This window comes from Planctomonas deserti (assembly GCF_003067705.1).
GTDB lineage: Bacteria > Actinomycetota > Actinomycetes > Actinomycetales > Microbacteriaceae > Planctomonas > Planctomonas deserti.
Map to the genome: position 1 here is coordinate 1 of NZ_QANL01000106.1, position 610 is coordinate 610.

Genomic DNA, 610 nt, shown 5'->3' on the forward strand with positions numbered 1-610 from the left:
CGTAGCGGCCGTCGGTCGGGCGGCGCGAGGGCTGCACGTAGGCCGCATTCCAGCTTTCCGGACCGATCGCACGCAGGAAGGTGGCCGGGTGGAAGGTACCGGCGCCCACCTCCAGGTCGAGCGGCTGGATGAGCACGCAGCCCTGCTGGGCCCAAAACTGGTTCAGGGTCTGGATCAGGCCCTGGAAGGTGAGCGGAACGGTCGGGGTCGCGGACATGCGTACGAGTCTTGGCCGGCAAGGGGGTGCGTTAGTATAACGGCCGACCTGCGGGGCATTCCGTACCCGGGAGGAGCAGGCAGATGGAACATCGGCTGCCGGTCGGCACGCCCGGCGAAGCGGGCGGCGTCGCGCTGCCCTGGGGACGGCTGCAGTTCGAGCAGATTGCCGCAGCCGTGGTCGCCGATGGCCTGGTGGCCGAACAGGACCGCGAACGCATGCGGTTTTCCGCACAGGGCGCGCGCAACGCCAGCGAAGTGCACCCGCTGGTGCTGCTGTCCAACCTCAAGCTGGCCGCCAACGGCGGTGGCGAGCTGACCCTGGAACGTCTCACCGAATGGCTGGCGCAGCGTACCGGCAGCCGCTACCTGCGCATCGACCCGACCCGGGTGG

Annotated in this window: 2 protein-coding genes; one reads left to right on the forward strand and one right to left on the reverse strand. The window is 69.5% G+C overall.

Features of this window, described 5'->3' with window-relative positions; translation table 11 throughout:
* The coding region (locus DAI20_RS19775; protein WP_159085146.1) for a glycine--tRNA ligase subunit alpha at positions 1-217 on the reverse strand (217 nt) is incomplete at its 3' end.
* An 83-nt stretch (positions 218-300) separates the two neighbouring features.
* Here DAI20_RS19775 and DAI20_RS19780 point away from each other — a divergent pair.
* The coding region (locus DAI20_RS19780; protein ID WP_205781518.1) for a hypothetical protein at positions 301-610 on the forward strand (310 nt) is incomplete at its 3' end.